Annotated in this window: 21 protein-coding genes; 14 read left to right on the forward strand and 7 right to left on the reverse strand. The window is 64.6% G+C overall.

Translation table 11 applies throughout. The annotated features are described in order from the left end of the window. The first annotated feature begins 131 nt into the window (after positions 1-131). The 4 genes from FQP90_RS07555 (at position 132) to FQP90_RS07570 (ending at position 5,566) form a co-directional block, all read left to right on the forward strand. Complete coding sequence (locus FQP90_RS07555; RefSeq protein ID WP_144649128.1) at positions 132-689, forward strand: GNAT family N-acetyltransferase; 558 nt, start codon at positions 132-134, stop codon at positions 687-689. A gap of 205 nt (positions 690-894) precedes the next feature. Then, positions 895-1,182, forward strand: a complete 288-nt coding sequence (locus tag FQP90_RS07560) for an HU family DNA-binding protein (RefSeq protein WP_011776355.1) — start codon at positions 895-897, stop codon at positions 1,180-1,182. A 125-nt stretch (positions 1,183-1,307) separates the two neighbouring features. Continuing rightward, positions 1,308-3,593 carry a cytochrome c oxidase assembly protein gene (locus tag FQP90_RS07565; protein WP_244296585.1) on the forward strand — a complete coding sequence of 762 codons (2,286 nt, stop codon included), beginning with the start codon at positions 1,308-1,310 and terminating at the stop codon, positions 3,591-3,593. After that, positions 3,593-5,566, forward strand: a complete 1,974-nt coding sequence (locus tag FQP90_RS07570; RefSeq protein WP_144649129.1) for an NHL domain-containing thioredoxin family protein — start codon at positions 3,593-3,595, stop codon at positions 5,564-5,566. Before FQP90_RS07565 ends, FQP90_RS07570 begins: the two co-directional genes overlap by 1 nt. Before the next feature lie 160 nt (positions 5,567-5,726). Here FQP90_RS07570 and FQP90_RS07575 read toward each other — a convergent pair whose 3' ends face one another. The 4 genes from FQP90_RS07575 to FQP90_RS07590 form a co-directional block, all read right to left on the reverse strand. Beyond that, positions 5,727-6,755, reverse strand: coding sequence for a hypothetical protein (locus tag FQP90_RS07575; RefSeq protein ID WP_144649130.1), 1,029 nt, complete (start codon positions 6,753-6,755; stop codon positions 5,727-5,729). 115 nt (positions 6,756-6,870) lie between these two features. Continuing rightward, positions 6,871-8,577 carry a helicase HerA-like domain-containing protein gene (locus FQP90_RS07580; protein ID WP_208759964.1) on the reverse strand — a complete coding sequence of 569 codons (1,707 nt, stop codon included), beginning with the start codon at positions 8,575-8,577 and terminating at the stop codon, positions 6,871-6,873. A gap of 9 nt (positions 8,578-8,586) precedes the next feature. After that, positions 8,587-9,105, reverse strand: a complete 519-nt coding sequence (locus FQP90_RS07585; protein ID WP_144649132.1) for a GNAT family N-acetyltransferase — start codon at positions 9,103-9,105, stop codon at positions 8,587-8,589. Positions 9,106-9,210: 105 nt separating this feature from the next. Further along, complete coding sequence (locus FQP90_RS07590; RefSeq protein WP_144649133.1) at positions 9,211-11,172, reverse strand: FAD/NAD(P)-binding protein; 1,962 nt, start codon at positions 11,170-11,172, stop codon at positions 9,211-9,213. A gap of 288 nt (positions 11,173-11,460) precedes the next feature. Between FQP90_RS07590 and FQP90_RS07595 the strand changes: the two genes are divergently transcribed. The 7 genes from FQP90_RS07595 to FQP90_RS07625 are packed head-to-tail and all read left to right on the forward strand — an operon-like array spanning position 11,461 to position 18,772. Beyond that, entirely contained in the window at positions 11,461-12,426 is a 966-nt protein-coding gene (locus FQP90_RS07595; RefSeq protein WP_175538632.1) for an amino acid ABC transporter permease, read from the forward strand. Then, positions 12,423-13,334: an amino acid ABC transporter ATP-binding protein gene (locus FQP90_RS07600; protein WP_244296587.1), complete on the forward strand. Its 912-nt coding sequence runs from the start codon at positions 12,423-12,425 to the stop codon at positions 13,332-13,334. Before FQP90_RS07595 ends, FQP90_RS07600 begins: the two co-directional genes overlap by 4 nt. A 10-nt stretch (positions 13,335-13,344) precedes the next feature. Further along, on the forward strand, positions 13,345-14,364 hold the full coding sequence (locus FQP90_RS07605; protein ID WP_144649134.1) for an ABC transporter substrate-binding protein: 1,020 nt from the start codon (positions 13,345-13,347) through the stop codon (positions 14,362-14,364). Beyond that, positions 14,361-15,527, forward strand: a complete 1,167-nt coding sequence (locus FQP90_RS07610) for an LLM class flavin-dependent oxidoreductase (RefSeq protein ID WP_144649135.1) — start codon at positions 14,361-14,363, stop codon at positions 15,525-15,527. The genes FQP90_RS07605 and FQP90_RS07610 overlap by 4 nt, the downstream gene beginning before the upstream one ends. Next, positions 15,511-16,356, forward strand: coding sequence for a DUF1684 domain-containing protein (locus FQP90_RS07615; RefSeq protein ID WP_144649136.1), 846 nt, complete (start codon positions 15,511-15,513; stop codon positions 16,354-16,356). The genes FQP90_RS07610 and FQP90_RS07615 overlap by 17 nt, the downstream gene beginning before the upstream one ends. Then, complete coding sequence (locus tag FQP90_RS07620) at positions 16,353-17,411, forward strand: LLM class flavin-dependent oxidoreductase (RefSeq protein WP_144649137.1); 1,059 nt, start codon at positions 16,353-16,355, stop codon at positions 17,409-17,411. Before FQP90_RS07615 ends, FQP90_RS07620 begins: the two co-directional genes overlap by 4 nt. A gap of 8 nt (positions 17,412-17,419) precedes the next feature. Continuing rightward, the gene (locus FQP90_RS07625; protein ID WP_144649138.1) at positions 17,420-18,772 is read left to right on the forward strand and encodes an NtaA/DmoA family FMN-dependent monooxygenase; all 1,353 of its coding nucleotides are present in this window, start codon (positions 17,420-17,422) and stop codon (positions 18,770-18,772) included. 186 nt (positions 18,773-18,958) lie between these two features. On the opposite strand, the gene FQP90_RS07630 is transcribed toward FQP90_RS07625, so the two are convergent. Both FQP90_RS07630 and FQP90_RS07635 read right to left on the reverse strand, forming a co-directional pair. Continuing rightward, on the reverse strand, positions 18,959-20,155 hold the full coding sequence (locus FQP90_RS07630; protein WP_144649139.1) for an FG-GAP repeat domain-containing protein: 1,197 nt from the start codon (positions 20,153-20,155) through the stop codon (positions 18,959-18,961). Between the two features lie 69 nt (positions 20,156-20,224). Continuing rightward, entirely contained in the window at positions 20,225-20,665 is a 441-nt protein-coding gene (locus FQP90_RS07635; RefSeq protein WP_167510433.1) for a GNAT family N-acetyltransferase, read from the reverse strand. Between the two features lie 69 nt (positions 20,666-20,734). Here FQP90_RS07635 and FQP90_RS07640 point away from each other — a divergent pair, with 69 nt between their 5' ends. Beyond that, entirely contained in the window at positions 20,735-21,664 is a 930-nt protein-coding gene (locus tag FQP90_RS07640) for a threonine/serine dehydratase (RefSeq protein ID WP_144649140.1), read from the forward strand. A 95-nt stretch (positions 21,665-21,759) separates the two neighbouring features. On the opposite strand, the gene FQP90_RS07645 is transcribed toward FQP90_RS07640, so the two are convergent. Then, positions 21,760-22,743, reverse strand: a complete 984-nt coding sequence (locus tag FQP90_RS07645) for an ABC transporter substrate-binding protein (RefSeq protein ID WP_144649141.1) — start codon at positions 22,741-22,743, stop codon at positions 21,760-21,762. Between the two features lie 283 nt (positions 22,744-23,026). Here FQP90_RS07645 and FQP90_RS07650 point away from each other — a divergent pair, with 283 nt between their 5' ends. After that, on the forward strand, positions 23,027-24,016 hold the full coding sequence (locus FQP90_RS07650) for an LLM class flavin-dependent oxidoreductase (protein WP_144649142.1): 990 nt from the start codon (positions 23,027-23,029) through the stop codon (positions 24,014-24,016). Positions 24,017-24,112: 96 nt separating this feature from the next. Further along, a complete protein-coding gene (locus FQP90_RS07655) occupies positions 24,113-26,749 on the forward strand; it encodes a trehalase-like domain-containing protein (RefSeq protein ID WP_144649143.1) in 2,637 nt (878 codons plus the stop codon). Positions 26,750-26,757: the final 8 nt, after the last annotated feature.

Below are 26,757 nucleotides of genomic sequence, written 5' to 3' on the forward strand. Positions count from 1 at the left end.
AGAGTAGGACACCGCCGGACAACCATTCGAAGAGCCCCGACCACAGGTCGGGGCTCTTCACCTTTAACACCCACACACCAGGCAGGCAGACCCCGGGCCCGCTAACCCGGAGCCACCGGTAGAGTCTTGGGATGAATCTCACGCGTGCCCTGACCATCGCTTCACCGGGGGACGAACAGGTCCTCATACGTCCGCTGGAAGTCTCGGACGCCGACGCGCTGGCCGCTGCCTACCTCCGGAACCGTGAACACCTGGCGCCATGGGAGCCTAAACGCGCCGAGCCTTTCTTCACCACAGCCGGACAAGAGTCGGTGATTCAGGACAAACTTGCGCTCTCAGAAGCAGGCAGTGAGTTGCCCTGGGTGGTGGCAACCGGCAAGGACATCATCGGCATGATCACCCTCACGGGGATCGTCCGCGGACCGTTCTTGAATGCCAACCTCGGTTACTGGATCGATGAGGCGTGGACCGGTCGGGGCGCAGCGTCAGGTGCGGTATCCGCCGTCGTGATGATGGCCGCGGAAGACCTTGGACTCCATCGCATCCAGGCCGCCACCTTGGTCCACAACGGAGCGTCCCAGGCTGTGCTGAAGAGGTGCGGCTTCGAGAAGATTGGGCTGGCATCGGACTACCTGCGGATTGCCGGAGAGTGGCAGGACCACGTCCTGTTTCAACGCATTCTTTTCTGACCGGCAACAGCAGCCCACGCCGTAGGGTACGCCAAGGGCGTAAAGAGGCCCTAAAAACCCCGAAAATCCGGTGATTTTGGTCAAAAAGGCGCGGAAACACGCGGAATTTGCTGGCCATGCCAGCCCAAGCTGGTAAGTTTTCGAACAGTGGCTTGCTCGCATTCCGCTTGAAAGCTCAAAAACGTATGAGTCCAGGAGGACGTAAATGGCTAAGAACCGTAGTGAACTCGTTGCAGAGGTAGCAGGCAAGGCTGGCACCAGCCAGGCAGCAGTCAACTCCGTGCTCGATGCACTGTTCGAAGTTTTCGAGACTTCTGTCGCCGCTGGCGAAAAGATCACCATCCCGGGCTGGCTCGCAGTTGAGCGCACCGACCGTGCAGCTCGCACCGGCCGCAACCCGCAGACCGGCGAGACCATCCAGATCGCAGCCGGCCACAGCGTCAAGCTGACCGCTGGCTCCAAGCTGAAGGCAGCTGTCGCCAAGAAGAAGTAACTACTCTTCGGCGAACGCCTGGAAGGGACGGCAACCTGTTGGTTGCCGTCCCTTCTGCTTTTGAGTTAATGCACATAGCGCCCTCCCGATTCGCAGCCCGGCGGCAGGTAGCGGACAATGGATAAGTGCCATCAGCAAGAAGTTCCGCAACTGCCCCTTCGCCTGCTCCCAAGCCGGGAGCGCGGGGAGGGACTGCAGTCGCGGGCATTTCGCTTCCGTGGCAGCTTGCCGGCCTGGCAGTACTGTTCCTGGCACTTGCCGCAGCACTGATCTTCTCGGGAGCCTCAGCCGCACGCCAGGTTTCCGACCCCGGCGCCTTGGTCCGGTGGGGACTTCCCTTTGCGAAGGCTATCCACAACGTGTCTGTGGCCACGGTGGTTGGCGGCTTGATCTTCGCCGTCGGCATCCTGCCCAAGAACCTCGGCGGATCGCGATCACGCGAGAAGGACCTTGACGCGCCCGAGCATCCAGCCTTCGCGCGCGCACTCGCAGTAGCCGCTGCCGCCGGCGCGGCATGGACGTTGTCCGCCGTCGCGGTCCTCGTCCTCACCTACGCAGACGTCGCCGGCCAGAGTCTTTCCGGCGATGCCGAGTTCACCCGCTCGCTGGTGTATTTCATGACCGACATCGAGACAGGCAAGGCTTGGCTCGCCGTCACCATCATCGCGGCCGTGGTAACCACTGCGCTGTTCGGGGTCCGTTCGTTGACCGGGCTCGCGTTCACGCTCCTGCTGGCCCTCATCGGCCTGATTCCCACTGCCCTCATCGGTCACTCCTCGAGCTCCAGCGACCACGAGGGTGCCATCAATTCCTTGGGCCTCCACCTGGTGGGTGTCTCCACGTGGGTGGGCGGCATCATCATGCTGGCGGTCCTCTCGGGGATTCTCACAGGGACCAGGAGCAAGGGAACCCAGGACATCACGGAACAGACGCTGAGGCGCTTCTCGTCCTTGGCGGGCTTCGCCTTTGTCTTGGTCTTCGCCTCGGGCGTGATCAACGCAGCCATCAGGGTCACCAACCCCGCCGACCTTTTCGGCTCACCCTACGGCCAACTCATCCTTGCGAAATCGCTGGCCACGCTGGTGCTGGGTGGTATCGGGTTCATGCACCGGCAGTGGGTCATTCCGCAGCTCGGCAAGAACGGGGCCATGTCTGCCCGCCGCGTGCTGTGGCAGCTGGTTTTGGTTGAACTGCTGGTGATGGGCGCGACGTCGGGACTCGCCGTTGCGCTGGGGCGATCGGCTCCGCCGCAGCCCACCACCTACGCACCGGATGCGTCGCCGTCGTTCATTCTCTCCGGCTACGAACTGCCGCCTGAACTCACCCCCGAGCGCTGGCTCACGGAATGGCGCTTCGACTGGCTGTGGGTGGGTGTAGCGCTGTTCGGTGCTGTGACCTACATCCTCGGCATCGTCAAGGTACGCAGGCGTGGCGACAAGTGGTCCTGGTTCCGCACGGTGAACTGGCTGATCGGCCTGATCGTGCTCACGTACATCACCTCCGGTCCGCCCGCCGTCTACGGACGGGTGCTGTTCTCCGCGCACATGGTGGACCACATGGCCCTCACCATGGTGGCGCCTATCTTCCTGGTCCTCGGCGCCCCGGTGACCCTTGCTCTTCGTGCACTTCCGGCCAGGGGCGAAGGCGCCCACGGTTCGCGCGGCCTGCGGGAGTGGTTGCTGCTGTTCGTGCATTCCAAGTTCTCGCAGGTGGTGACGCACCCGTTGTTCGCCGCGGCAAACTTTGCGGGTTCCATTGTCCTGTTCTACTACTCGGATCTCTTCGGCTTGGCGATGCGTGAGCACGTGGGTCACGAACTCATGAACCTCCACTTCCTGCTGACGGGCTACATCTTCGTGCTGAGCATGATCGGCAGCGATCCGCTGCCTCGTCGCGCTCCGTACCCGATGCGCTTGTTGCTCCTGCTGGCCACCATGGGCTTCCACGCCTTCTTCGGAGTGGCCATCATGGGCGGCACCGGGTTGCTTGCCGCTGACTACTTCGGAAACCTTGGCCGAGCCTGGGGGCCGTCAGCCATCGGAGACCAGCAATTGGGCGGTGCCGTGGCCTGGGGCATCGGCGAAGTACCTACGTTGCTGGTGGCGATTGGCGTGGCCGTGATGTGGTCGCGTTCGGACGAACGGGAGACCCGCAGGGTGGATCGGGCAGCCGACAGGAATAACGACGCCGATCTCAGTGCTTACAACGATATGTTTGCCCGGCTTGCTGACCGCGACGCCAAGATGGCCGGCCGAACAGCCCAAGCCACCCGGACGGCCACGGCCGAACCCACCCGGACGGTCACGGCCGAACACTCCGCCAACGACAGCGCACCGGAGCAAGATGGCGCGGTCCAGCCGGACAGCACCACCGGGCAGAACGAACGAAACACCAAGCTGGAAGGACGCTGATGAGCGAAACCGTACGTACCCAACACCGGGTCCGGGCCTCCGAACTGGAGGGCCGCGGCTGGCTCAACACGGGCGGCAAATCCCTGGACCTCGAGTCCTTGCGCGGAAAGATCGTGCTGCTCGACTTCTGGACCTTCTGCTGCATCAACTGCCTGCACGTGCTGGATGAGCTGCGCCCCCTCGAGGAAAAGTACTCGGACGTCCTGGTGACGGTCGGCGTGCATTCGCCCAAGTTCGAGCATGAGGCGGATCCCGTGGCACTGGCATCCGCTGTTGAGCGCTACGAAATCCACCACCCGGTCCTGGATGATCCCGAGCTCGCCACGTGGAAGGCCTACACAGCCCGTGCATGGCCAACCCTGGTTGTGGTGGATCCCGAGGGCTACATCGTGGCCCACCTTTCCGGTGAAGGCCACGCAGACGGACTGGCAGTCCTGCTGGAGGAACTCGTGGCTGAGCACGAAGCCAAGGGGACCCTCCACCGCGGTAACGGTCCGTACGTGGCGCCGGTGCCGACGTCGGGCACTTTGCGTTTCCCCGGAAAGGCCACGCAGCTCGCCAACGGCAACTACCTGGTGGTGGACTCCGGCCACCACCGCTTGGTGGAGCTACGCCCCGACTTGGAGACCGTGGAGCGCGTCATCGGCTCCGGCACCAAGGGGTACTTGGACGGACAATCGGAGATCGCACAGTTCAACGAACCTCAGGGCGTGACCCTGCTGCCGTCGGAACTCGCCTGGAAGCTGGGCTACGACGCCGTGGTTGCCGATACCGTCAACCACCGCCTGCGGGGAGTCACGCTGAGCTCGGGTTACGTGCAGACGCTCGCCGGCAACGGCGTGCAGCGACTGCTCGACGCTGGTCCCGCCCGCGTGACGGACACGGGCGCCGGCACCTGGTCTGAACACCACGACGGCGGTCCGGCCGACTTTGCTGCCGACGCCATCGATGTTGGGGCGCTGGGTCTCGGTACCGAGGTTTCCCTGTCCTCGCCATGGGATGTGGTGTGGAGCGAAAAGTTGCAGCGCGTTGTCATCGCGATGGCCGGAACGCACCAGATCTTCGCTTTCGCCCCCCTGGCCAACGAGGTTTCCATCCTTGCCGGCTCCGGGCTTGAGGGCCTGCTGGATGGCAAGGCCGAGGAAGCCTGGTTCGCCCAGTCGTCAGGCCTGGCGATCGACGGCGAAGACAACATCTGGGTGGCTGACTCGGAAACGTCGTCATTGCGTCGCTTGGTTGTCAGCGATTCGGGCGTGACCGTGGAGACCGCAGTAGGCAAGGGCCTGTTCGATTTCGGGTTCCGTGACGGTGCAGCCGGTGAAGCGCGACTCCAGCACCCCCTGGGCGTCACCGTACTGCCGGACAACTCCGTAGCCATCGCCGACACCTATAACGGTGCCGTGCGCCGGTACGACCCCGCTACCAAGTCTGTTTCCACGTTGGCCAGGGGCCTCGCTGAGCCCAGTGACGTGGTGGTGGTTCAGGTGGAAGGCAGCGATCCGCTGCTGATCGTGGTGGAGTCCAACAAGCACCAGCTTGTCCTGGTGCCGATTCCCAAGGAAGCCCAGCAGGTGGATGAGGGTGCGTCGCAGACGCACCGGCCAAAGAGCCCGGTCACGCCAGGAAACCTGGAGCTCGCAGTCCGGTTCAAGGCTCCCACTGGACAGAAGCTGGATGACCGCTGGGGTGACCCGACGCAGTTGAAGATTTCCTCCACGCCGCCTGAACTGCTGGTCTCTGGAGGCGGGACGTCTGTGGGACTGTTGCGCACCCTTGAGTTGTCCGCCGATGTTCCGGAGGGCATCCTGCACATCACTGCCCGTGCTGCTGCCTGTGACGGACCCGAGACTGAAGACGGCGAAATCCCGGACCACGCAGCCTGCCACCTCTACCAGCAGGACTGGGGCATCCCTGTGATCCTGCAGGCAGACGGTGAATCCGAGCTGGTGCTGGACCTGCGCGGCATGGACTAAGCCTGCGCGGCATGGACTAAGCCTTATTGATTGACATGGCCCGGGTTGCCCCTCAGGGGATAGCCCGGGCCATTCTCATGCTGTCGGTCTTGTCAGGAACGGTCTTGTCAGGAATGCCCTGGTCAGGAATGGTGTGCCCCGTCAAACGTGGGCGGCACGACTAGAACGTCAGCAGCGGGGTGACCGTCACAGTGTCTTTGCTGGTGTCCAGTTGTGTGGTGAAGCTGAAATCGTGCTCCACGTTGAGGTCCTTGCCGAAGCCGGTGAACAGATCGATCTCCCTGGCGGTCAGCTTGGCCTTGCCGTTCAAAGGCGCCACCACCCATTTGCCGCCGAAGGGCTCGATGGTGATTTTGGGGTAATCCGTGATTTCCCATTTGATGGTTCCGTCCACGACGCGCGCGTTACTGGCGTGGTAGAACGGGCAGTCGGGCTGGAGGCGCTGTTGCTCTGTTGCTTGGGCGGCGCAGGTGTCCAGGAACTCGCGGACCTTCCCGGCGACGGCCTCGTTCAGGGCCTTCGTGGAGCGGGTCTGCAGGTTCAGGGGCGCCAAGCCGCCATCGCGGGTGGTCACCAGGGCCGACGCAGCGGGGGCTTCGAAGTAGGTGCCGTTCAGGCTTGCCTCGTACTTGCCGGGGAAGAACACGGCGAAAGTGTTGCGGCCATTGGGCATGTTTACGGGCACGCCGTTGAGCGTGGCCTCGCTGGAGTTGACCACGGTGACGTCAATGGTGGGCAGCGTGGTGGGCACGAACGCCCACTTCCCGAAGAACAGCCACTGTGTCCCGGTCCGTTCCATCAGGAACTCGGTGTGGAGTCGGCTGCCGTCCAAGGTGTAGTCGACGGGCACGGCCATCCGGTTGTTGCCCCGTGCTTCGGGGTTGCCCACCTTGACGTCCGCCATCTTGGAAGCGGCGGTTTGCAAGGCCGTCCCGTCGAGCATGGCGGCGTTGGCGCTGGGGACTTTAGCGCGGAGCAGTCCAAGTGCCTGCTCGCCTTCGCCCTTCTGCAGGGCTTCCAGATACTCCTTGACGGGCTGCTGGGGACTGGCAACGGACGAGCTCACCAAGTTGATGCAGACGATGGCCCCGGCGGCAGCAAGCATTAGACCGAGCAGCCATCCGGCTGCGGTCTTGACGAATGCTTGACTCAACTGCACGCCCTTTACGTTACCTGCCGCGGCAGCAATCGCTGTGCAGGAAGACCTCCGATTGACTTATATCCATCGTGTGGAGAAGGCTCGACGGCGGGCGGCAGCACGCGGTGCCGCCACCCGTCGTCGTGGTTATGGGAGTCCGGAAGGGCTAGCGGCGGCGCCGTGAGGAGGTGCCGAAGACACCCCGCATGAGATCGCGGCCGAGCTGAGTCCCCATGGAACGGACCATGCTCTTGAGCCCACCGCCCAAGGCTCCACCAAGCGCCCCTGCGATGTCCCCGAACATTCCGTCCTGCTGGGGGGCTTGTTGCGGAGCAGGGGCGGGGGCCGGGGGCGCCGGGTACGACTCGGGTGTCGAACTCCGTGAGCTCGGGCGGCCGAGGATTTCCTCCTCGATGCGGCGTGCCTCGGCGTCGATGTCGGCCTGGGAGGCGCCCGATGAGGAAGCTGGTACCGGCGGCAACCCCGGCGCAGCGTCCCCAGTGGGCACTGCGGTGTTGCCGTTGAGCTTCTCGTAGGCCGAGAGGTTGTCCACTGCCGTGCCGTATTTCACCAACAGCGAGGACGCAGCCACCGTGCTGGTGACCAGTTCGTCGGTGCTGGGCCCCATGACGGACTCCGGAGCCCGGAGTCGGGTCAAAGCCACTGGCGTGGGTGCGCCTTTCTCGTTCATGACGGTGATGACTGCCTCGCCAATGCCCGCGGAGGTGAGTGTTTTTTCCAGGTCGTAGTCGCTCACGGGGAACGTGGACACGGTGGCTTTGAGTGCTTTGGCGTCTTCGGGGGTGAAGGCTCGCAGGGCGTGCTGGATGCGGTTGGCCAGCTGGCCGAGGACGTCGGCAGGAACATCCTTGGGCGTTTGGGTGACGAAGAAGATGCCCACGCCCTTGGAACGGATGAGGCGCACGGTGGTGGTGATGGCTTCCAGGAAGGCCTTGGAGGCACCGTTGAACAGAAGGTGGGCCTCGTCCAGGAAGAAGACCAGCTTGGGCTTGTCCAGGTCGCCGGCTTCGGGAAGATCCTCAAAAAGGTCCGCGAGGAGCCACATGAGGAACGTGGAGAACAGGAGCGGCTTGGTTTGCAACGTGGGGAGCTCGAGGCAGCTGATCACGCCGCGGCCGTCCGGGGCGGTGCGGAGAAGCTCGGCGGTATCGAATTCGGGTTCGCCGAAGAACTTCTCCATGCCCTGCGCTTCAAGGGTGACGAGCTCGCGCAGGATCACACCGGCCGTGGCCTTGGAGAGCCCGCCAAGCTTCTCCAGTTCTGCCTTGCCCTCGTCCGAGGTGAGGAACTGGATGACGGCGCGGAGGTCCTTGAGGTCGATCAGTTCCAGGTTGTTCTTGTCCGCGAAGTGGAAGATCAACTGGAGGCTAGATTCCTGGGTGTCGTTGAGGTCCATGATCCGGGAGAGCAGGATGGGCCCGAACGAAGTGATGGTGGCGCGGACAGGAATTCCGTGGCCGTCTCCGCCCAGCGAAAGGAACTCCACCGGGAAGTTCTTGGCCTGCCACTGCTGGCCGAGTGCCTCGGTACGTGCCAACAGCTTCTCACTGCCCGTGGCCGGCGTCGCCAGCCCGGACAGATCGCCCTTAATGTCTGCGAGGAAAACCGGAACGCCCGCCGTCGAAAGCTGTTCGGCGATCATGTGCAGGGTGACCGTCTTGCCCGTACCGGTGGCGCCGGCCACCAAGCCGTGGCGGTTCATCATGGCGAGGGGCAGGCGGACCTGCGCTTCCTTATGGATCTCGCCGTCAACGATTGCGGCGCCGAGTTCAATGGTGGCACCTTCCAAGGTGTACCCCTGCTGGATGGTGGCGAGTTTTTCGGCAGTTGTTGCGTTGGGTTCGTTGGCCATGCGGATAGCTTAGCTCTGCAAGGCAAGATCCTTGCTGAAGGCCAAATGCTTGATTTCTTCGGGGTCAGCGGCGAGGTCGAACAGCGCCCGGTAGCCAGTGGCAAGGTACAGATTCTTGGCCTCGGGTTGGCGCGGGCCGGTGGTCAGGTACAGCTTCCGGTACCCGCGGCGACGGGCTTCATTCTCCAGTTCAGTCAGAACCAGGCGGGCCAGGCCGCGGCGACGATGTGCTGAATGGGTCCAGATCCGCTTGAGTTCGGCCGTGTGCTCGTCGTAGCGGCGGAAGGCGCCGCCGGCCACAGACTCGCCGTTTTCCTGGATGATGATCAGCGCTCCGTGCGGAGCTTCGAATTCCTCGGCCGGGTAGCGGCTCAATTCTTCCGCTGCGCCGCCTGTGCCGAACAGGTTGCCGTAGCGGGTCTCGTATTCGACGGCGAGCTCGTCCAGGAGCGGGCGAACGCGGGGATCGCGCATGGGAAGGCTGAGGACGGTAAGGCCCGACGTCGGCAGGGTGGGGGTGGTGGTCATGTCAGGCCTTTCGTAGGTGGAACCCAAGGAGGGGTCAGCAGATGGTGTAATGACGGTCCAGTGTGGCGTTTGCTGTCCCCTGGTTGGGATGGCTGGTTGGGATGGCTAGTTGGGAAGGGGCGCTGGTACTGAGGCCGAGGCACTCATGCCGGCCCCCTCCAGCGTGGCAGCAACGGTGGTCAGGAGCCGGCGCGCCAAGGCGTCGTTCTCCCTGAAGGGGGCGGCGTTGGTGTTGGGACGTGCGAACGCTCCCGCGCCCCAACCGGAGGTCCATGGGCCCACAGCAAATAAACCATTCTGTGGTGTACCAACAGGGGACAGGACCTGGTGATTCCCGGAGACCAGGAGTTTGCCGGTGGAGTGGGCGCCCTCGGAGGTGAGCAGCCTCTGTTCGGTGCCCCATCCGGCGTCGTGCAGGTTTGCCAAGGCGGGATTCGCTGAGCGTTCCACGGATGCAGACGGCAACCGCGCCTCAATGTAGGCCGACGCATCCACCACAACGGGGGACTGGAAAGACCCGGCCACGAACCGTCGTACGGACTCGTCCGTACGAACCCACATGCCCGGCCCCAGGAATTTCAGGAGTCCGGCACGGTGCAGGGCGAGCATCTCGCGGAGGCGGTGCGACGGCGGACCGGAGTCCACAAAGCTGAAGAATCCGTGCCACCAGCCGTGGATGGCCTGCTGGGAGCGGGCATTGAGCCGTTCCTGGGGGACCAGCCGGCCGAGGTCCATGTACACGAACAGCAATGCGGTGAACAGGGCCAGGGTTTCCGAATGGTCGGGGCTGGTGCGGAGGTTGAGGTCGTTCTGGATGTAGGCAGCTACGGAGCGCTGCACGGCGTCATGGTCGGCGAAAGCGCAGCCGCTGAGCGGGTGGTCAAGCTTCTCAAGATCGAGCCGCAACGCGGGGTCCGGCACGGAGAAGTTCACCAGTTCCTCCCGGGCGGCGCTGTACCAGTCGACGGCGTCGAACCGCGACTCGAAGCTGGTCCACGTCCCCAGGACCCGCTCCGGGTAACCGGTGAACAGCTCACGGTAGTACGCGTAGCCGGCGTCCTTGGCAATCAGCGGCCACAACTGCGTGCGGAAATCGAGCTCGTGGTGCTCCGCAAGCAGCGCGTCGATGGCATCAGCGGTGAAGTATCGCGGCCGCGCAATCGGCTCCCCGCGCAGGGTGGAGGAGATCTTGGAGTGGTACGGCACTCCGCGCCGTGACCCGGCCCAGACGCGCGGCTCGGCGCCGGAGGGCACATAGTCCAGTTCGCCGTCGGGCCTTTCTTCAAAGCGGCCACCCCGGCCCTCGAACAACAGCACCAGCAGGTCCACGAACGCCAAACCCATGCCGGCCACGATCACGTCCTGCCCGGCCTTGACCCCGCTGTAGTCCACGTCCGTGGTGTACGACGGCGGCGCATGGAACCCGCCGTGCCGGGCAGCGAACTCGCTGATCCGGGCTGACTCGTCGTCAAGGGCGGAGTCGGTGTGGCCCAGCGCGTAAACCACGACGTCGGCCGTCACCTCCGCGCCGGAAGACAGCCGCACGCGGTGCGCACCGGCGTCGGGGTTCGCAGCCGCTGCGGGCGCGACGGCGGTGGCCGTGTCCCGGTGGACGGTCACCGTCACGTCGGGGCCGAGACTGGCGACAGCCCGGCGGAAGAACCACTCAAGGTATTTGCTCTGCAGCTGCCGGGTGGGAAAGGACGCGGGTGTCAGGGAGCGGAGCTGTTCAAGCAGGTGCGGCTCCAGCGCAGGAACGTCCCGGATGGTGCCATCCAGCACACCCGCGGCCCAGCTGGACAGGCCGGGGCCGTCAAGGGACGGTCCATCGCAGGCAACAGAAGCGTCAGTGAACATGGTGACGTCCGCGGCGGTGGAGTTCAGGAGCAGGCCGGGATCCTGGTCATAACGCCAGATCCTCCCGGAACCGGGTTCGTGGGGTTCGATGACGTGGAGGTGCAGGGGGCCCTCGAACAGCGCGGGCCGGTTGGCGGCCAATCGTTCGAGGACGCCGGCCGTGCGCGGGCCGCCGCCGATGAAGACGATGGCGGGAACTCGTGACGGCATGGGATCTCCTGAAAAACAGCGGGTGGTGCAGCCCAATCTAGGGAGCTTGGGGGACGCCGGTCGAGCAGCGGGTAACCGCCGTTCACTGCACGTCACGCAACGTCAACGCACGCAAAACCACGACGCATAAGACGGCCGGTGTCAGCAATTGTGACGCCGTGAGAACCCCGAAGAAGCCGCGCGAAGTCCAGTGAAGAAGTGCAAATTCCCGCCTTGCTGCAGGGTTTCGCGCCGCCCTAGATTGGCAGCCATCCGATAGACAACAACCGATCTGAAATGAGGTGGCGCATGAGTGCAATCGCACCGCCTGCCACGGCGGACACTGCACCGCCCACCCCGGACTACTCCGAGTACAAGCTTGTCCCTGCCCGCCATCCGTGGCGATGGGTGGGCACCGTGCTCGTTGCCGCCGGCGTCGCTGCCATCGCCTGGTCGCTGGTCACCAACCCCCGCTGGGAGTGGGGAGTGGTGGCCGAGTGGTTCACGGCCCAGTCGGTGGTCAACGGACTCATCGAGACCCTGAAGCTCACTGCCATTTCCGGTGTGCTGGGCTTCGTGCTTGGCTTCATCCTCGCCCTCATGCGCTTGTCGGCCTCACCGCTGCTGGTTTCGGTGTCCTGGACGTTCTCCTGGATTTTCCGTTCGACGCCGCTGCTGGTCCAGCTCCTGCTTTGGTACAACCTGGGCTACCTCTACGAGAAGATCAGCTTGGGCATCCCCTTCACGGACGTCCGTTTCTTCGAAGCCCAAACCACCACGCTCATCAGCCAATTCGCCGCAGCTGTCCTGGGCCTCACGCTTAACCAGGCTGCGTACTCGGCGGAGATCATCCGCGGCGGCATCCTCTCCGTGGACCAGGGCCAGCTTGAGGCTGCGTCGGCTTTGGGCATCCCGGCGTGGAAGCGCTCCACCAGGATCGTGCTGCCGCAAGCCATGCGCGCCATTTTGCCCAACGCGTTCAACGAGATCATCGGGCTGGTCAAGGGCACCTCCATTGTTTACGTGTTGGCCTACTCCGAGCTCTTCTACACGGTCCAGGTCATTTACAACCGGACCCAGCAGGTGCTGCCGCTGCTGCTCGTCGCCACGCTCTGGTACGTGGTGATCACCTCGGTGCTGAGCGTCTTCCAGTACTACATTGAGCGCCACTTCTCCAAGGGCGCCCTCCGGACCCTGCCGCTCACGCCCCTGCAGAAGGCCCGGAAGTTCTTTGCCACCCACGTTGCCGCCTCTCCCACGAAGGACGCCCGATGAGCATCATCGCTGCACGCAAGGAATCCACCACCACGGCACAGGCCGCACACCAGACTCAGGCTGAAACTTCGGCTGCCGCATCAGCGGGCACGACGACGGCCCGGCCCGCCTCTGCTGACCAGCAAGCCACCCGTGGCCAGGTGGACATCGCCAACGTCCGCAAATCGTTCGGCGTCACCGAGGTCCTCAAGGGTGTTTCCTTGTCCGTTCCGCCGGGTGGCGTCGCTGTGATCGTCGGCCCGTCCGGTTCCGGCAAGTCCACCCTGCTCCGGACCATCAACCACTTGGAAAAGGTGGATGGCGGCTACATCACCATCGACGGCGAACTGGTCGGGTATGAGGTCCGCGGCAACAAGCTCCACGAACTGCGTGAGAAGGACATCCTCAAGCAGCGCACCCACATTGGCATGGTGTTCCAGAGCTTCAACCTGTTCCCGCACCTTACGGCGCTGGAGAACGTCATCGAGGCGCCGATCGTGGCGCAGAAGCGCTCCAAGGCCGAGGCCCGGAAGCGTGGCTTGGAACTCCTGGACCGCGTGGGCCTGAAGGACCGGGCCGACGCCTACCCGCGCCAGCTCTCCGGCGGCCAGCAGCAGCGCGTCGCGATTGCCCGTGCCCTGGCGCTCGATCCCAAGATCCTGCTCTTCGACGAGCCCACCTCCGCGCTGGACCCTGAACTCGTCAACGAGGTACTGGACGTCATCCGGGAACTCGCCAAGTCCGGCACAACGCTGATCATCGTGACCCACGAGATGGGCTTTGCCCGGGACGTCGCGGACACCGTGGTTTTCATGGACCAGGGACAGATCGTCGAATCCGGCACGCCGCAGGACATCTTCGCCAACCCCCGCGAAGAACGTACCCGCAGCTTCTTCTCCAAAGTCATCGAACCAGCTTTCAACATCTAGGACACCCTCCATGCTTCGCACTGCCCACGGCTTCGCCGCTCATGAAACAAAACTGCGCCCAATCAAAAGCAGGCTCCTGGCATTCGCTGTACTGCCCGCCGTCGTACTTCCTGCGCTGGCCGGGTGCTCCGATCCCGGGGCGTCGGCTGCCAAGCCGGAGTCGGAAGCTGCCAAGAACGGCATCGTCTACAACACCTCCGTTGACCAGAACCGGATCCGTGGAGAGAAGGACGCTGCCGCAGCAGGGGCCGTTCCCGCGGCCATCGCCAAGGACGGGAAACTGACCGTCGCCACCACGGCCGGCTCGATTCCGCTGTCCTTCCACGCCACGGACGACAAGACTCCCATCGGCGTGGAGGTGGACATCGCCCAGCTCGTGGCCGACAAGCTCGGCCTGGAACTGGACCTGCAGGTGACATCGTGGGAGAACTGGCCACTCAAGACCCAGTCCGGCGACTTCGAGGCCGTCTTCTCCAATGTGGGCATCAACGCCGCCCGCGTTAAGCTCTTCGACTTCTCCACCTACCGAGCCGCGTACATGGGTTTCGAGGCCAAGAAGAGTTCCAGTTATGACATCAAAGGCTCGGACGACATTTCCGGCCTGAAGATTTCCGTGGGCTCCGGCACCAACCAGGAGAAGATCCTGTTGGCCTGGAACAAGGAACTCGAGGCCAAGGGCAAGGCGCCAGCGGTCCTGCAGTACTACTCGTCCGATGCCGACACCATCCTGGCACTCTCCTCAGGCCGCACCGACTTGAACCTGGCTCCGTACCCGTCCGTGACGTATCGCGAGAACACCCGCGACGACCTGAAGGTAGTGGGCAAGGTCAACGCAGGCTGGCCCGCCGAGACGTTGGTGGCCGCCACCACGCTCAAGGGCAACGGACTGGCCCCGGCCATCACTGACGCCCTGAACTCCACCATCAAGGACGGTTCCTACGCCAAGGTCCTGGAACGCTGGGGCCTGTCGGAAGAAGCCGTGCCGGAATCCAAGACTGTCACCGAAGCTACTTTCGGAGCAGGCAAGTGAAGTTCCAAGTCCTTGACATCATCCCGCATGTGAAGAACCCGGTGACGGGGGAGATCGTCTCCACCGCCGACCGGCTCAACCAGGTGGTGGAAACGGCTCGCCGCGCGGAGGAACTGGGCTTCGACAGCTTCTCCGTGGGGGAGCGTCACGCCGGCGAGTTCGTCTCGTCATCCCCGACGACGGTCCTCGCCGCAATTGCCGCCGTCACCGGCCGCATCCGCCTCCAGACCGGTGTCACCGTGCTCTCCGTTCTGGACCCTGTGCGCGTGGCCGAGGACTACGCCACCATCGACCAACTGAGTCGAGGCCGCCTGGAACTGGTGATCGGCAAGGGCAACGAGGTGCTGCAATATCCGCTTTTTGGCCTGTCCCTGGACGAGCAATGGGATCTGCTCGCCGAGAAATATGCGCTGCTTCGCACGCTGTGGCGTAAGGAAAGTGTCACATGGTCGGGTCGCTTCAGGCCTGCGCTCACCGAACCAACGACGACGACGCCCCGCCCGTTCGCGGGGTCACCCCGGATTTGGCACGGCTCGGCTACAACGCTGACGTCCGCTGCGCTCGCCGCCAAATGGGGTGATCCGCTGTTCACGGCCAACGCCATCCAGCCGCGCGGGAACTACAAGGTCCTGATCGACCATTACCGCGAAGAGTACGAGCGCCACGGGCACGATCCTCGGCACCAGTACCTCGGCTCGGGCAGCGGCGCCGGCGGCGTGTTCATCGCGGACACCACGCAGGAAGCCATCCGCCAGTACGGCCCGGTCTATGAGGCACTTACCGCCAGCCGTAACGTCCCCGGCAACAACTCGCCGTTCCGCGATATCCAGCACGCCGTGGCAGAAGGCCCGGCCCTGGTGGGCAGCCCCGAGCAGGTCATCGACAAGATCCTCAGCTACCACACGCTGTACAACCACGATCTCCAGTCGATCTCCCTGCCCACCACGCTGCCCTTTGAACAGCAGCTCGAGATCCTGGAACGCTTCGCGCTGGAAGTCATTCCGGCCGTCCGAGCTTCTGCGCCGAGCACCTTGTGGGAAACCGAAGACCCCTTCGGTGGCCGGCCGGAGTTTGCCGGGGCCACCGAAGCCGACGCCGCAGCAACCGTCACCGCAGACCACGCCTTCAACAGGAGCGATACCGCCAATGTCTACGCACACTAATAGCGCTACGCACGCCGCATCCGCACTCGCAGCCTTTGACGAGGAATGGCAGGAATGGCACGACGCCCATGAGCGTCACCGTGCCCACCCGCATGGCTTCCTCGCCGTGACGCACCTGCATTGGCTGACCGGGGACGCGACCCGACTGGAGGGTGCGCCCGGCACCTGGAGTGCGGGAGACGACGTCGTACGGGTTGTCCTGGAACCGGGCGAGAGCCTGCAGCAGGACGGCGTGGAACTGAACACCGGCACTCCTCTTGAGCTTGGGCCGATCGAAGAACGCGGCGGGATCAACCTGGTCTCGGGCGATGCGGTGATCGAGGTGGCCAAGCGCGGCGGCGAGTACATCGTTCGGCCGCGCAACCCTTCGAATGCCCTCTTGCAGGAGTACCAAGGCACGCCCGCCTACACCCCGAACGCGGCATTCGCCGTTGCCGGAACGTTTGTCCCCTTCGAGGCTCCGCGACCCACTACGGTGGGTGCCGCCGTCGAAGGTATCCAGCACGTGTACGAAGCTCCGGGCGAGATTCGCTTCAAGCTGGCCGGCGAGGAGCTCGCGCTGACGGCCTTCAACGGCCACGCTCCCGGTTCACTGTCCGTGCTGTTCACCGACCAGACCTCCGGCAAGACCACCTACGCGGCCAACCGTTCGCTGTCCGTGGTCCCCGCCGCCGACGGCACGGTGCAGCTCGACTTCAATCGGGCCGTGAACCTGCCGTGCGCCTACACCGACCTTGCCACCTGCCCGCTGCCGCCCGCCGAAAACCGCCTTCCGGTGGCCGTCGAAGCCGGCGAAAAGATCCCCTACGAACGTCAGGACCAGAAGTGAGCAATGCTGAGAAGGCCGGATTCCTGGCCATTGAACTCGATGGCGCCGGGTATGAGAACCTTGCCCGCACCGTCCTCGCCGCCGAATCCGCCGGCTTCCACGTGGCAACCTTCAAGGACGCCCCGGAAGCCGGGCGGGCCAACGCCCTGCAGCGGGCAGCGTTTGCCGGTCCCGTGACGCGCACCATTGCCGTGGTTCCGGAAGTGGACACCGTCTATACGGAGCCGTTCCACATCTCCACGCAGCTCGCCAGCCTGGACTACGTGTCCGGTGGCCGTGCCGGGTGGATCGCCACCGCAGTCGAAGCGCCCGAGGCCGCTGCCGCCGTCGGACGTTCTTACGTTGAAGGTGACGCCCTGGCTCAGGAAGCCGCTGCGTCCATCGAGGTCGGCCGCCGATTGTGGGACTCCTGGGAGGACGACGCCGTGATCCGCGATGTTGCTACCGGCCGCTACATCGACGTGGACAAGCTGCACTACGTGGACTTCGAAACCCCGGAGGACTTCCATGGCGCCGCCTATTCCGTGAAGGGCCCGTCCATCATCCCGAGGCCGCTTCAGGGCCAGCTTCCGGTGCTCGCCGCTGCGTCACTGGTAGGCGAGGGCCTGGTGCCCGCTGACGCCGTGGACGCAGTGCTCGTCACCGCCCCCACTGCGGAGCTGCTCGCAGGCGAGGTTCGCGACGTTCGGGCCCGCCTCGGTGCCGGCGTCGCGATTGTGGCGGAGCTCGACGTCGTCCTGAACGCGCGCGGGCAGGCTGCAGCCTCTCGTTCGGTAGCCGCTCAGGGCGACCGGGCGGGCTTTGTTGGCTCGGCAGCCGGTCTCGCCGAGCTTCTCGACTCACTTCTTCGAGAAGCCGACGGAGTCCGCCTCCACCCGGCCGTTCTGGACGTGGAACTCGAAGAACTGTCACGGCGTGTTCTTCCGGAACTGCGCCGCCGAGGTTCACTGCGGCCGCCCATCCAGGACGGCACGTTCCGCGATGTGCTGGGACTGGGACCGGCGGAGAACCGCTATTCGACGTCTGCCGCGGCTATTGCCGCCGCCGGAAAGTAAGGATCACCATGACACAGCACAACCGTGCTATTTTCCAGCCGAGCGGCCAGATCCAGTTCGGCATCTTCTTCCAGGGCGTCAATTCCGGCACCATCTGGAAGGCAGCCGAGGCTGGCTCGCAGACGGACTTCGAGTCGTTCCGCCACATCGTCCAGACCGCAGAGCGCGGCAAGTTCGCCGCCTTCTTCCTGGGCGAAGGACTACGCCTCCGCGAACACCTCGGGCGTCCCCACGCCTTGGATGTGGTGGGCAGGCCCGACGCCCAGACCATGCTCGCCGCACTGGCAGCTGTCACCACGAACATTGGCTTGGTGGCCACTCAGAACACCACGTACAACGACCCCGCGGACCTGGCACACCGCTTGTCATCGTTGGACCTGATCTCCGGCGGACGCGCGGCCTGGAATGTGGTGACCACGGACAACGCCTGGACCGGCGCCAACTTCCGCCGCGGCGGGTATCTCGACCACGCCGATCGGTACAAGCACGCAGAGGCTTTCGTTGAGACTGCCAAGCGTATCTGGGACTCCTGGGAGACCTCCTCCGGCCCGGCTCGGCGAGTGCTGCACGAAGGCCAGCACTACACCGTGGATGTCACCCCGCGCTTGCCCCGCAGTGCCCAGTACCGGCCCGTGCTGTTCCAGGCCGGTGACTCACCCGAGGGCCGCGACTTCGCTGCCCGCCAGGCTGACGTGATCTTCTCTGCCCACCCCAAGTTCGACGACGCTGTGGAGTTCCGCCGCGACATCGTGGCCCGGTCCGTGGCAGCAGGGCGCGGTGCCAACGCCGTGCAGATCATGCCGGCCAGCGAGTTCATCCTCGCCGCCACTGACCAGGAAGCGCAGGAGAAGAAAGCCTGGGTCCGCAGCCTGCAGATTGGCCCGCAGCAGGCCATCGCGTACCTGGAACAGTTCTGGGGCAGGGAGCTTTCGTCCTACGACCCCGATGGTCCCCTCCCGGAGATCGATCCCGTGGTGGAGGAAACCTCGGAGACCCGTGGCAGCGGCTTCCACGGTGCCAAGGCCCGCCAGCTTGCGGATCAGTGGAGGGCCGAGGCCAAGGACAAGGGCCTCACCATCCGCCAGTTCGTCACCTCAAAGACGGCACGCATCGATGCCACCTTCACTGGTTCCTACACCGCCGTCGCCGATCACCTCGCCGAATACGCCCGGGTTGGCGCCGTGGATGGCTTCAACATTTCGCCATGGCTCATCCCCACCGGCCTGGACGAGATCGTGAACCACCTTGTGCCCGAACTCCAGGACCGCGGCGTGTACCCCATGGAGTACCGGGGCACCACGCTCCGCGAAAACCTGGGCCTGGAAACGCCGGTGCGTTCAGACGAGGCAGTCCGGGCCTGATGATGAAGCGTGCAGATTCTGCTGGATCATTCCGTTGGCGCTGGCGAAAAACCCCGAAAAAGCGGGGGCCGTTCCGCCTGCTCCTGGCAATGATCCAGCAGAATTCGGCATCAGAGGGCGGGGATGATGCCCGTTCGACGGTAAAGCTCCAGCTGGCTGTGTGGGGGCAGCCCCTCTAACAGACCACTAGAGCAGTTCCTTGAACACGTTCCAGCCGCGGCCGATGGGACCGTACGGGCCGTACATTCCTGTAGTTGAAGCACCAGTGGTGTAGGTGATGAGGTCGCCGTTGGCGTCAACGGCGACGAGCTCGTTGTATTTCGAGTGGCCGGAGCTGCCAAGTCCGGCCACCTCGGAGAACGTCTGCCACCCGGTGCCGAGGTACCTCGGTTCTTCCCAGCCGCCCTCGCCGTCAGACGGGTACAGGCGCAGGTAACCCTCCCGGTCGCGCCCAAAAACGTCGACGGCGCCGTCCGCGTTCATATCGCCACCGGTGATGATCTTGTTCATGACCTGCCAACCCCATCCCACCTGCTCCGGATCGAGCCAGCCGCCCTCGCCATCGCCCGGGTAGAGGAAAAGACCACCTGCGGCGTCGCGTGCGAGCACATCGTTGGTGCCGTCGCCATTGAAGTCGCCCGGGCCCACGATGGTGTTGAAAATGTTCCATCCCTGGCCCACCTGTTCCCGATCGAACCAGCCGCCCTCGCCGTCCCCGGGGTAGAGGAAGAGTTTCCCGGCAGCGTCCCTGGCCAGAAGATCGTTATAGCCATCGCCGTCAAAGTCGCCGGGAGAGAACACGATGTCAAAGACGTTCCACCCCTGGCCTACCTGCCGGGGTTCGTCCCATGAGCCCCAGTACGCAGGGCAGGGCCCCTCGCAGGCCCCCTTGTAGTAGGTGTACGTCCGCGGGTACAGGATGAGCCTGCCGTCGTGGGTGCGGGCCAGGGGCTCGAAGTTGCCCCGCGCGGTCCAACCCATCGCCCTGCTGGAAGCCTTGATGGGCTGCGTTTCTGCACTCAGTTGCGTGCCTGTGGGGCAGCCCTGGTTACCGGGAGTGAGGGGATGGACACGCATGGACAAGCGGCTGCCCTGGTCGTCGGGCAGGATACGCAACGTTTCTCCCTGCCGCTCCTCCGGGAGCGGCTCGCCGTCGCGGAGCCATTCCAAGGTAATGCCATCCGAGGTGCCGTCCGGGTTCCTGCAACCCCAATAGCTGTAGTCGTACTGCCGGCGAAGCTCCGCACCCACGTACGGGACGCCGTCGATAATGGGCGTCGGCTGGGTGTCCGCCGTGGCGGGCTGGATACCCACCAAGGTGGCTGCCATAGCCACGGCAGCGGCGGTTGCAGCAGTCAAAGCCCGCGCACGAAAAATCCCCATTGTTCCCCCAGAAGCCGGCTCGTAAATGCTTAGGTTTGTGCCGAGGTTACCGTACTTCGGGCGCTGTGGTCAGAGGCGCCCGGGAGCCACCATGAAGACGTCGATCGGGTCCTCGGATTCCAGCACGAAGCCGTGCCGCTCGTAGAGGTTCCGGGCAGCGCTGCCCTGCAGCACATTCAGCCGGAAGGGCCGTTCGTCGACGGAAGCTTCCATGACGTGGCGGAGCACCGCCCCACCTAGTCCCTTGCCCTGATGCGCTGGGGCCACGTAGAAGTGTTCAATCCACCTGGCATCGGGCTCGGGCCGGACAGCAATCACTCCCGCATCCACGCCGTCGCTGTGAATCACATACGTGTGCTCCGGCTGGAAGCCGTTCAGGAAGCGCTCGCGGACACGAACGGGGTCGTAGCGCTCCAGCCGTTCCAGGTCCGGGCGCATCACCACGGCACGGAGTTCGGCGATCCACGCAGCATCGGTGGCAATGGAGGGGCGGAGGATGAAGTCGGGCATGGGAACAAGCCTATTCCGCCCGCCTGGCTTTGGAACCATAGGATGAAACGGACGAAAGGTGCCGCCACGATGGTCACACGCGAAGAAGTAGAAGCCGCATACTCACGGACATCAGGCTGGGTCCGCCACACGCCCTTGGCGGAGAGCGGCAACCTGGAGCCCTATCACCTGTGGTTCAAGTGCGAGTACATGCAGCACACGGGTTCGTTCAAGGCCCGGGGTGCGTTCAACCGCCTTCTCACGGCAAAGGAGAACGGCGAACTGGACCCGGGGGTCGGGATCGTGGTGGCCTCCGGTGGAAATGCGGGCTTGGCCAACGCGTACGCCGCCGCCAAGCTTGGTGTTCCGGCCACCGTGTTCGTTCCTGAGTCGGCGCCGGCCAACAAGGTCCATAAGCTCTACGCTATTGGCGCCAAGGTGGTCCAAGGGGGCGCCGAATACGCCGAGGCCTACGCCGCCGCCATCCGCTTCGCCGAGGAGAAGGGCGCGGTCTACTGCCATGCCTACGACCAGCCGGAGATCGTGGCCGGCGCCGGTGGCGTGGGGCTTGAGTTGTTGGACGAACTACCCGACGTCGACACCATCCTGGTTGCAGTTGGCGGCGGCGGGCTGATGGGCGGCATCGCGGCAGCCACCGAAGGGCGGGCGCACGTAGTGGGCGTTGAACCTGAGACTGTCCCCACTTTGCATACCGCGCTGGCCCACGGGGGGCCCGTGGATGTGGCTGTCTCCGGGATAGCCGCTGATTCCCTGGGCGCCCGGCGGATTGGCGAGATCGGCTTCGGCGTTGCCCGCCGAACGGGTGTGCAGAGCGTCCTTGTCAGTGACGAGGACATTGTCGAAGCCCGGCGCACACTGTGGGAGAAGCACCGCATCGTGGTGGAGCATGGAGCTGCGGCAGCCTACGCGGCGCTGCTCTCGGGTGCGTACAAACCCCACGACGGCGAAACGGTGGCGGTCATTCTCTGCGGCGCGAACACCGACCCCGCGCACTTCTAACCCCACCCTGGTTGGGCCAGCGTGCGCAAGAATCCCCGCCGGCTGGTGTCCGGCGGGGATTCGGCGTCGGCAGGTCTGCCCTGCCACAGCGGTTCCTACTTCTTGGGCAGGCCTGCCGGGTTCAATTCGGACGTCGGGATGGCCTCGGAGGACAGTCCCCAGCGGTCCAGGATCTTGGCGTAATTGCCATCTTTGATGAGGGTGTTCAGCGCGGCCTGGGCTGCCACCGCCAAGCCGTTGTCCTTCTTGGTGGTGAAGGCGATCTCGGCCTTCAGCGGCCAGCCGCCTTCCAGCGTGCCCACTTCCTTGGTCTTTCCATCCTTCGCGGCCTTGTAGGCTGCGGACGCGTTGGGCCCGAACGTCAGGTCGGCGCGGCCCGACTGGAGGGCGAGCTGGGAGGCGGAGTCGTCGTCGTAGTACTGGAATTCAACCGGCTTCAGGCCGTTCTTCTTGTTCTCTTCGTCCCAGCGAACCAGGATGGCTTCCTGGTTGGTGCCCGAACCGACGATGATGCGCTTACCAGCGACGTCCTTGGCTTCCTTGATGGTGCTGATGTCGGAGTCTGACTTGGCGTAGAAGCCCAGGAGGTCGTTGCGGTAGGTGGCAAAGTCGAACTTTTCCTTGCGGGCTTCGGTAACGGTCACATTGGAGAGGACGGCCTCGTACTTGCCCGATTCAACGCCGAGGGGCCAGTCGGCCCACGCGACGGGAAGGACCTCGACGTCGAGCCCCAGCGTCTCACCCACGGCGTAGGCAATGTCCACTTCGCTGCCGATCAGCGTCTTGTTGTCGGTAGCGAAGGTACTCAGCGGCGGAGTGCCGCCGGTGGTCACTACCGTCAGCTTGCCATCGGCCTTGATGGCGTCCGGAACCTTGGCGGCTGCAGCCGAATCCACCGTCACCTTGACGCGGTCCTGCTGAGGCGTCAGGTTGAATTCCTTGGTGGTGCTGGTGGATGAGCTTGATGCCGACGGCGCCGTCGCCGCCGTCGCGCCCGGGTCCGAGCAGGCCGCGAGCCCCAGCAGGGCGGTGGCGGCCAGAGCCGCGGTCACGCCGGATTTGGCTGCAAAACGTGCCACTTTATTCTCCTTGGTTTACCCGAATCGGGAAGTCTGATGCGTACTTGTGGCTGCAACTATCCGGCAGGCCTCGGGAGGCGGTCAAAGCGCTCTGAAACGCTGGGATACAAGGGGTCACGGCGGTTAATCGGGCGTCGAACGGTGTCACAAAACCGTCCCTGAAACCCAAGACAGCCACGGCGCGACGCAACTCACAGAAATAAGCCGGGGGCCGCCGTCGTTGTCGCTAGAGTGCCCGGCAACCAACGCGCGGGCATCGCGAAACGTACCGAAAGGCCTCCCCGTGACTGTTCCTCTTTCCATCCTCGACCTGGCAACCATCGGGAAGGGCCAGACGGCGGCGGAAAGCCTCGCAGGCAGCGTGGCCATGGCGCAGAAAGCGGAAGAGCTCGGCTACCGTCGTGTTTGGTACGCAGAGCACCACAACATGTCCGCGATTGCTTCCTCTGCCACGAGCGTGCTGATCGCCCACGTCGCAGCGCACACCAACACCATCCGGCTCGGCGCCGGCGGCGTCATGTTGCCCAACCACTCCCCGCTAACCATCGCGGAACAGTTCGGCACCCTGGAGACGCTGCACCCGGGACGCATCGATCTCGGCCTGGGACGTGCTCCCGGCAGCGACCAGAACACCATGCGCGCGCTGCGCCGTGACCACACGTCCTCGGATGCGTTCCCGCAGGATGTCCTTGAACTGCAGGGCTACCTCACCGGGCCCACCCGCATCCAGGGCGTGGAAGCGACGCCGGGCAAAGGCACCAACGTTCCGCTCTACATCCTGGGATCCTCCCTGTTTGGGGCACAGTTGGCCGCCCAATTCGGCCTCCCGTACGCCTTTGCGTCCCACTTTGCGCCTGCCGCCCTGCAGGATGCCGTGGCTATCTACCGCCGCGATTTCAAGCCCTCCGAACAGTTGTCCGAGCCCTACGTGATTGCCGGCGTGAACGTCACAGCTGCGGACACCAATGCCGAGGCACAGGCCATCCACCTCGCAGTGAAGCGCGCCCGCGTCTCGCTGTTCTTCGGCGGCGGACGCCAGTTCACCGATGACGAGGCGGACATGGTCCTCGACTCTCCGCAGGGCCAGCACATCGCCCAAATGATGAAGTTCTCGGCCGTGGGCACCAAGGACGTGGTGCGCGATTACCTGGACGAGTTCGCACAGCACGCGGACGCAGACGAGCTGATCGTGGCCCACCAGAGCAATGGCACTGAGGAACGGCTGCGGTCCGTGGAGCTCGTGGCGGAAGTAGCGGGCCTGGTTCCCGCATAAATCCAAGGAAAAGCTTTACGCATTTGCAATCTACTAGGTAGTCAAGCGAAACCGTCCGGGCGGAGACTGTAGCTATCCGCTTCGGAAGGGTCCACCATGCCTACGCATTTGAATCAATCAGTTGCCGATTCAGCGCTGCTGATGAAGTCGCTCCCGCTTGGCCTGCTCCGGACCGTCCTTCAATCCGATGCACAGAACGGCATCACGCCGCAGCTGTTCGCGGAGCTCAGAGTCCTGGCACGCGTCCCGGGCCTGCTGGTGGCGTGCAACTATGGGGGCACCCTCTGCGCCGCCGAGGGCGTGTCCACGGAGACGCTTCCCTTGGACAGTGCGGCGGTTGCCCTCCGTGCACTCGCAGCGTTGCCGAACACGCACACGGCCATCATTTCCGGCAGGTCCCTCAGGGACTTGGCGGCGGTGTCCCGGCTCCCGGCCGAGGTCCATCTGGTGGGCTCCCACGGTATGGAGTTCGACATGGGCTACGCCTACACGCTCTCCATGGCCACGGAGCAACTGCTCCAGCAAGTCGCGGCCGCATTGACCGAGGCCGTGGGATTCGAGAAGGGCATCAGCGTTGTCCGAAAGCCCGTAGGCGTTGCTGTGCACACCCGGCCGGCGACGCCCGAAGTGGTGGACAGGGTGCTCTTCGCCTCCCAGAAGATCGCCATCGAGTTCGGGCTCTACTTCATCGTTGACGGTACGGTGCTTGACCTGACGGTGGAGGAACCGGCAAAAGGCCAAGCACTGGAGCAGCTCCGCGCGCGGCTTGGAGTCAGCGCTGCGCTGTACGCGGGCGACGCCGAAAGCGACGAGAAGGCACTGGCCACCCTGCGGGGACCGGACCTTGGCCTGCACGTCGGTCCGGGGGATACGACGGCGGCGCACACCATTCCGGATCCGGAAGCCTTTGCGCACGTGCTTGCTTTGTTGTTCGAGCTGCGGCGGGCGTGGCTTTTCGGCGAAGATGCGGTTGGCCTGGAACGGCACTCGATGATCGGCAACGGAAGCTCCACGGCCTTGCTCACCCCGGACGCCAAGGTCTGTTGGATGAGCCACCCGTTGCCGGACTCAGGCTCGCTGTTCGCCCACATTCTCGGCGGTGATCCTGCGGGCCACTTCAGCGTTGAGCCCGTGAAGCCCTCGCCGGTGCTGGCACAGCGCTATGTGGACAACACCATGATCGTGGAGACCCGCTGGGCGGATGTCACGGTGACCGACTACTTGGAGCCCGCACCGGAAGGCATCACCAGTTTGGTCCGGGTTCTTTCGGGGACGGGTACGGCGCGAGTGGTGTTCGCACCACGGCCCGATTACGCCAACGCACCATTCAACATGGAGATCCGCGGCGACGAAGTGCACATCATCGGCACCTCGGATCCGATCATCCTTGCCGCGCCGGGAGTCACCTTCCTCATCACGAGCGATGGCAAATACGCGACGGCGACCGCTGAAGTCGCCCTTCAGGACGGGCCCGTCGTATTGAACCTGAGGTGCGGCGACACTGAGCCGCCACCCGCAGACCCGGCCGGCGAGCCTTCCCGGCGTGCCGCCGTCGGGCGGGTTGCGCGTGAGTGGGTCAAAGCACTGCAGCTGCCCACCATCAAAACTTCGCTGGTGCGGCGTTCCGCGCTGGTACTGAAGTCACTGGTCCACGAGCCCACCGGCGCCGTCCTGGCCGCGCCCACCACGTCCCTGCCCGAAGGCATCGGCGGAACAAGGAACTGGGACTACCGTTATTGCTGGCTGCGCGACGGATCCATGACCGTGAACTCGCTGGTGTCCTTGGGATCCACGGATGAAGCGGACGGGTTCCTGCGGTGGCTGGGCCGCATCCTGGACAACGCCCCCGGCCCGGAATGGCTGCACCCCCTGTACTCGGTGACGGGCTCGCCGCTGTCCACGGAGGCCATCGTGGAGAGCCTGCCGGGGTATGCGGGGTCCCGTCCTGTGCGGATCGGCAATGCGGCGGACCACCAAGTGCAACTGGACGTCTTTGGTCCCATCGCCGAGCTGATCCACGATCTGTCCGAGCGGCGCGGGTTCCTGCCGGACGAACACTGGTTCCTGATGGAGCAGATGGCACACGCTGTGCTGGCCCGCTGGCATGAACCCGACCACGGCATTTGGGAGGCACGCCGGCCGCCGCGTCATCACGTGTACACCAAGGTCATGTGCTGGGTGACGCTTGACCGGGCTCTGCGTTCCGCGGCCTTGCACGGACGCTCTCCGCACACGGACTGGGAGCGCACAGCGGCCACGATCCGTGAGGAAGTCCTGCGCGAAGGCTGGGATTCGTCCGCGCGGTCCTACACTGTGGCCTACGACAGCCCGGACCTGGACGCGGCAGTTCTTCACATCGGACTGTCCGGCCTGCTGGATGTCCAGGACCAGCGGTTCCTGGATACCGTGACCGCCGTGGAGCGGGAGTTGCGCGTCGGGCCCACGGTATTCCGGTACAGGTACGACGACGGCCTGCCTGGTTTGGAGGGCGGCTTCCACATCTGCACCACATGGCTGATCGAGGCGTACCTTGCGGTTGGCCGCCTGGACGATGCGTTGGAGTTGTTCAACCAACTGGTGGCATTGTTCGGTCCCACGGGTTTGCTGCCGGAGGAATACGACCCCGGCACGGAAACCCACCTTGGCAACCATCCCCAGGCGTACTCTCATTTGGGTTTCATCCGCTGTGCGCAACTCCTGGATCACTACCTGGCCAGAGCGGACGTGGAGTAACCCAAGCA

The sequence above is a fragment of the Paenarthrobacter nitroguajacolicus genome, assembly GCF_007786235.1.
Classification (GTDB): domain Bacteria; phylum Actinomycetota; class Actinomycetes; order Actinomycetales; family Micrococcaceae; genus Arthrobacter; species Arthrobacter nitroguajacolicus_A.